Annotated in this window: 5 protein-coding genes and 1 pseudogene; all 6 read left to right on the forward strand. The window is 37.9% G+C overall.

What is annotated here, in order from left to right:
* Positions 1-10: 10 nt before the first annotated feature.
* The 6 genes and pseudogenes from ACTO17_RS15940 to ACTO17_RS15965 all read left to right on the forward strand — a co-directional run bounded on the left by ACTO17_RS15940 (position 11) and on the right by ACTO17_RS15965 (position 6,229).
* Positions 11-1,228: an ABC transporter permease gene (locus ACTO17_RS15940; protein ID WP_482558622.1), complete on the forward strand. Its 1,218-nt coding sequence runs from the start codon at positions 11-13 to the stop codon at positions 1,226-1,228.
* Positions 1,229-1,231: 3 nt separating this feature from the next.
* The gene (locus tag ACTO17_RS15945; RefSeq protein ID WP_482558623.1) at positions 1,232-2,683 is read left to right on the forward strand and encodes an ABC transporter permease; all 1,452 of its coding nucleotides are present in this window, start codon (positions 1,232-1,234) and stop codon (positions 2,681-2,683) included.
* 12 nt (positions 2,684-2,695) lie between these two features.
* A complete protein-coding gene (locus tag ACTO17_RS15950; RefSeq protein WP_482558624.1) occupies positions 2,696-3,343 on the forward strand; it encodes an ABC transporter ATP-binding protein in 648 nt (215 codons plus the stop codon).
* Between the two features lie 370 nt (positions 3,344-3,713).
* Positions 3,714-4,537 (forward strand): annotated as a pseudogene (locus ACTO17_RS15955) (integrase DNA-binding domain-containing protein); the annotation flags it as partial.
* A gap of 410 nt (positions 4,538-4,947) precedes the next feature.
* On the forward strand, positions 4,948-5,988 hold the full coding sequence (locus ACTO17_RS15960; RefSeq protein ID WP_172537002.1) for a PDDEXK nuclease domain-containing protein: 1,041 nt from the start codon (positions 4,948-4,950) through the stop codon (positions 5,986-5,988).
* A gap of 103 nt (positions 5,989-6,091) precedes the next feature.
* Positions 6,092-6,229: a hypothetical protein gene (locus tag ACTO17_RS15965; protein WP_482558625.1), complete on the forward strand. Its 138-nt coding sequence runs from the start codon at positions 6,092-6,094 to the stop codon at positions 6,227-6,229.
* Positions 6,230-6,944 lie beyond the last annotated feature (715 nt).

Genomic DNA, 6,944 nt, shown 5'->3' on the forward strand with positions numbered 1-6,944 from the left:
AGGAATAGACATGACATTTTATCAGCTTTCGTTTCGATATTTGAAGCGGAAAAAAGCAAAGACAATCCTGCTGTTTTTTGTGCTGCTCGTTGTGAGCAGCATGATATTAAGCACAAATATGATTCTTTGTGCAACGGCTGATTCAAAAGCGGCAATTGGGGAAAAAACAAAGGCAAAAGTTGTCATGGGTATTTTGAAGGAAGAAAACAAGATTACGTTAGACGACGTGGAATGGATAAAGGATTTAGCGGAAGTCTCCACCGTAAATTGCTTAGCCAGAAACACTGCGTTTCCTGTAAACTTTCAATTGATTACAGGCAGCGATTCCACAGAAGAATCCAATCAGAAAGCATCTGTTCTATCCTGTGACAATCTGGAAAATGACAGCGGGTTTTCGGAAGGAGTGTACCGTCTTAGTTCTGGCAGCTATATTTCAGAAGACATAAAGGGAATTGTTATCAACTCTTATCTGGCGGATGCCAACCAATTAAAATCAGGCGACTTGATAGAACTGGGAAATGCTGATGGAAAGCGGGTTTCCCTGGAGATTGTCGGTATCTTTTTATCTGGAAGTGAAAGCAAACAGCCAGAAGGGATGGATTCTGTAAACCGTATTGAAAACCAGATATTCATAGATAACAGTTCCTACTCGGATTTATTTGGAATGGACGGTTATGCCAAAGTTGCCGTTTATTGCAAAAATCCAGAGCAATTAAGTTTATTAGAGGAAGAATTGAACAAGCATTTATCCGATAAAGCAGATGCTACAACGTCGGATACCTTGTATCAACAAATGGCTCTGCCGTTGGAACAGATTACAAGAGTTGCAAAGCTTATGCTTATCCTGACACTTACGGCAGGAACAGCCATCATATCTTTGCTGCTTTGTATGTGGATGCGGACAAGGCAGAGGGAAGCTGCCATTTTTATCAGTATCGGGAAATCAAAAGCCTGTATTTTTTTACAGGTATTTCTGGAATCACTTTTGGTCTTTACACTGGCTGTCTTAGGCTCATGTGGTCTGGGAAATTTTATGGCTGGCATTTTACAAGGTTTCCTTACAGATTCTGATACAACAAACATTTCTTTAGAAGTCTTATTGCAGTTTAAGGATATCGTCGTTCTGGCAGGTTTGGGAATCCTGCTTGTATTGGCGGCAGTCATAATTTCCCTGCTTCCAATATTAAAGACAAATCCCAAAGAAACTTTATCAAAAATGGAGGGATAGACAATGAACAGTTTTCAAATGGCGTGGCGTTCGGTCATACGCAAACCAATCAAAAGCATACTGCTGTTTTTTGTAGTATTGATTATCAGCTTGTTTTTTTTGTCGGGCATGGCTAGCCGAAACGCAAGCATCGCCACCCAGAATAAGACAAAGCAGGCGGTAGGTGCTGGATTTCTGATGGAAGCAAACGAAGAGAACAAAAGGGACAGGGCAGATGAAATTCTTGTAAAAAAAAAGACCGATGGGGAAGAAGGAAATTTTGATGGCGTGACTGTTAAAAAAATAAAAACAGAGTATGGGACATCATGGAGTGTATCTTATGATAATTCGTTCCAGACGCTTTTCATAGGCGATATGGAAAAGATTGCCGCTGTTTCTGGCATTTCAGAATATAATCTGACAACCGCCGTCACGGCAGTAAATCCCGTGGATTTTTCCAGAATTGAGGATGATGATGTAGACCAGAGTTCCGATTTGCTTTGTGTCAGCTTAATCGGCAATAAGGATATGGCATTGGATGCAAATGTCCTGTCAGGGAATGTAACAATGAAGGACGGACGGATGATAACGGAGGAAGATGTTGACGTATGTGTGATTTCAGAAGAACTTGCCGAAAAAAACAGCCTGTCGGTTGGAAACAGGATACAATTCAATGACCGCCGTGATGTAGAAAATTCAACCGTCTTTGCGGCGGAGATTGTTGGTATTTATACAGTTCAGCAGAAAATGACGCCCGTTATGGCTGGAGATACTTTCCGTTCTGAAAATATTATATTTACAGACTTAGGGTTTCCAGAAAAAGCAGAAGGAAGCACATCGGGGGCATTGTACGAAAAAGCATACTTCAAAGTGTCAGACGTGAACCAATACGATGAAATAAAAAAAGAGATACAGGAAGTGGATATTGGATGGGAACGCTATGATTTAATTGACAACAATGGAAACATTGATAAGATGTCCAAAAATTTCAATGATTTGGAGCGTGTCAGCGAAATATTAGTCATTGTGGTTGCAGGAGCGAGCCTAATCATCTTATTTTTAGTATTTGTTTTTTGGATGAAAGGGAGGGTGCAGGAAATTGGAATTTTATTAGCCCTTGGCACACCGAAGATAAAAATATTTGGGCAGATATTATTGGAAGCGTTCATGATAGCTGCTGCCGCCATATTCCTTTCTTTTATGGCTGCTCCTGCCACTTCTAAAATTACAGCTTCCTATCTTGTGCAGCAACAGGTACAGCAGGCAGATGAACAGTCTGTCATAGATGAGGGAAAAGTTGCAAAATCAGCGGAGGATTCAGAGGAAACAGTTACAGGCGTTTTAGTCTCTGTTACACCAGAACTGATGCTGTACGATTGGTTCGGCGTGGCGTTGTTCGTTGTAATATCAGTTGGGGCTGCCAGCATTCTGATAGCCCGTAAAAATCCAAAAGATATTTTCAGTGAAATTAGTTAGGAGGACAAAAAGATGGTATTAGAAGTCAAAAATGTGAATTATGCTTATAAATCGCAGAAGGGAAAAGAAATTTTAAAAAATGTTTCCATGCAGTTTGAGGAAAAGAAATTTTATACGATTGTCGGTGCAAGCGGGGCTGGCAAAACAACGTTTCTGTCCCTGCTTGCAGGGCTGGATATGCCTGTTAAAGGAACGGTTTTGTATGACGGTGAAGATATACAGGCAAAAGGGCTTAACTACCACAGAAAGCATCATGTTTCGTTAGTTTTTCAAAATTATAATTTGATTGATTATCTGACAACAGAGGAAAATGTGCGGCTTGGCGGAACAAAAACACCGCAGGATTTATTGGAGAAAGTAAATATTCCTTGTGAGGATTGGAAAAGAAATGTTTTGCAGCTATCGGGCGGTCAACAGCAACGGGTTGCCATTGCAAGGGCATTGGCAAGCAATGCAAAAGTATTGCTTGCAGATGAGCCGACAGGCAATCTCGATGAAAACACGGCAGGGGAAATTATAGAATTACTGAAAAGAACGGCGCATGAGCTTGGAAAGTGTGTCATTGTAGTAACGCACAGCAAGTACCTTGCAGCACAGGCAGATGAGATTATCATGATTAAAGACGGCTGTATAGAATCAGTTACAGAGCTGTCCGATTAACCAGCTACAGGAAATACAAAAACGATAACCCACCAAATAAAAAAAACGATGTTTGGGTGGCTGTTTCGTCATACCCGAACCGCCCTCCGACTTCGCTTTTTGAAGTTTGGAGGGATTTTTATTGCCTGCAAACAGCAATTTCCATATACATATATCATAAATTCCTAATTAAGCGAAAACAGTTTGAAAATTTTTTAGAGGAATTAACGGTAATTTGAAACTTTTAATTTCAGAACAGATATTGGTGCAGCATGAAGCGGACGCTTTTCGGCATTCCAGATTCAAATGCTGCTTTTTTAAGATGGAAAAAGGGCTTTGTCTATGATATACTGCAATATATCGTGACGGGACTCTTTTTGTACGAAAGGAGCTGACATGGAGCGGAAAAAGACGTGACAGTAAAAACCGTATTCTCCGCAACGGAGAGAGCCAACGTCAAGACGGACGGTATGCGTTCAAATAACATTGATGCCACAGGAAAACAGCAATTCGTTTACAGTTGGAAACTGGAAAAGACAGATAAAACGCCGCAAGGGAAACGGGATGACATCTCATTGAGGGAAAAAGAAAAGCTGATATTCAAAGATATTGATGATGCGATTGTTCCCCGTGGTGGGGAAATGACTGTTCTGGAACTGGTTAAAAAGTATCTCTTGCAGAAAACGGGGGTACGGCACAATACCGAAGCCAATTATGATTTTGCGGTAAACATTATTAAGAAAGAAGATTTCGGAAAGAAGCGAATCGACAAAGTAAAGTTGTCAGATGCAAAATGTTGGCTTATCAAATTGCAGCAGGATGGAAGAGGTTACAGTTCCATTCATTCTGTGAGGGGTGTTGTCAGACCTGCTTTTCAAATGGCTGTCGATGATGATTTGATACGCAAGAATCCGTTTGAGTTTCAGCTTGCCACAGTTGTCGTGAATGATAGTGTGACAAGAGAAGCAATCACAAGAAAAGCAGAGAAAAAGAAATATGGAGTATGTGATTGAGGATACGAAAACCACAAGCGGTACAAGGGAAATCCCTATGTCCGATGAGGTATATGCTTGTTTTCAGCGGATTCTTGCAAATAGGAAGAAAGTAAAAAAAGAGCCTATGATTGATGGCAAGTGTGGTTTCCTGTATCTGGATAAAAATGATATGCCGATGGTAGCCCTGCATTGGGAGAAATACTTTCAGCACATTTGCGAATGGCATGATTCCTCTCAATTTACTACTTTTTTTACTACTTTTGAAGTAAAAGATATGTCAATTTAGACTACAATATGCCAAGAACATAGGGTGATTGCAAACGACAGGAAAAGCCGATAAATCAAGGAAATACAGCAAATACAAGGAGTTTTAAAGATATGATTAAAATACTTTTCGTCTGTCATGGCAGCATCTTGAAGAATCCCGGAGAAGCCCATAAAATCAATGATTGTACGGCTCAATGAGGTGCTTACTACACCATTACTACACCATTTTTGAAAGAGCCTTGAAATGACAAGAAAAAATAAAAATGAGATGAGTTTTTCATTATTGTAGAACTTTGAAAGATGTTTTGTTATGATATGAATTGGGTAGACGGCTTCTACCCAATTCAATTTGGAGAATATTTTATGGAAAATATCAAGAAGAATGATTTTTTTGACAGAGTATTAGAAGTTCTTAAAAATGCCAGAAAACAAGCAAAATTAGCACTGAATATTTCTATGGTCTATTCCTATTACGAAGTGGGAAGAATAATTTTAGAAGAAGAGCAAAATGGGGAGAAGCGTGCTGAATATGGAAAAGCGATTCTTAAAGAATTATCAAAACGTTTGACAGAGAGTTTGGGAAAGGGATTTTCCGTAGAAAATCTGAAACTGATGCGTAGATTCTATATGGTGTATTCTCATGATCAGATTGGGCAGAAAGTGTCTACCCAATTTGAAAACCTGCCAGCAACAAGAGAAGGAAGGAAATTTTTTTTAAGTTTTTCGCATTATGTATTACTTATGCGTATTCCTAATGTAGATGAACGGCATTTTTATGAAATTGAAGCAGTTCGTAACGGATGGGGCGTAAAAGAGCTGGGAAGACAATATGACAGTGCATTATATGAACGGTTAGCATTGAGCAGGGATAAAGAGGGGATAGAACGGTTATCGGCAGAAGGACAAATAATTGAGAAACCAGAAGATTTATTGAAGGACCCGTATGTATTGGAGTTTACAGGTTTGCCAGAACTGGCAAAATATTCAGAAACAGATTTGGAAACTAAGATAATTGATCATTTACAGGAATTTCTGTTAGAATTAGGACGAGGGTTTACTTTTGTTGGAAGACAAGTCAGATTCACTTTTGAAGATGAGCATTATAGAGTAGATTTGGTATTTTTCAATCGTCTGCTGCGTTGCTTCGTGCTCTTTGACTTAAAGATTGGTCGATTAAAGCATCAGGATATAGGACAAATGCAGATGTATGTGAACTATTATGATCGTAAGGTAAAATTAGAAGATGAAAATCCGACTATAGGTGTTCTGTTGTGTAAAAATAAGAATGATGCAGTAGTAGAGATGACTTTGCCAGAGGGTAATAACCAGATATTTGCGAGCCAATATCTAACAGTTCTTCCTAGCAAAGAGGAACTGAAAAAGTTGATGGAAAGTGAAGAATAAAAAGGGTTCGACTATACCTTTAAAGAAGTTGAAAAATGTTGTTGGGTAACAAAAAAGTGTACAAATGATTAAGAGATCTTCAAGAACAGAAAGAAGGTATTACATGAATCAGCAAGGATTCAATGATTTTTTGAAAAATATTGGATTGGTAAATTATCCGTTTAATTTATATACTGCCGAGAATGAGCAAGAGTATGCGGATAAATTATTTGTCCGAGCAGATAAGAATACTATAACTTAATTATTTGAAACATGGCAGGCTGTTTATTTGAATATTTGATTGGAAATACGAAAAAACTCAAAAGCTTAAATCGAAATGAACGAATTTTTTTGTCTATGATATTGAGTCAGTATACCACTTCGACAACGAAAAACATATTAGCGCAAAAAATTGAAGCTATTCAATTATCAAAAACTAAGAAAATAATAAAAAAGTATATTAATTTATTTCGGTTTATACTTAATTATGGACTCACTACAGGACTAAATATAGTAAATGATGTCTTGAGAAATCATTATACGCTACTTCCACCTATAAAGGAGGATCAAATAAGAAACCTCTTGCCTACAGTTAATTTAGATACTGATACAGAATTTGAACGAATAGATGCATCATATAATTTGATTATTTAATTATCTGATATATTGAAAAAAATTGGGTATAGCAGAATTACTATTGTTTTAGATAAGTTTGACGAAGATGACAGAATGAAAAACAATGCTGAAACAGTGTCAAAATTCTTGGTTCCTTTATTAACAGATAATAAGATACCACCACTTTACAACTTTTTCAAAAATAAAAGAACGCACAAGGCGCTTTCTAATGTATAATAAGTTTGCGAACAAATCTACACGAGGTAGTGTAAATAAGTTTGTGTTTTTGGAAATAAATGGCTCCTTTTTGGTAAGAATTAGGATATGGAAATTCTTATCGAAAAGGAGTGTTTTTATGCCAG

It is taken from the genome of Petralouisia sp. (assembly GCF_056822245.1).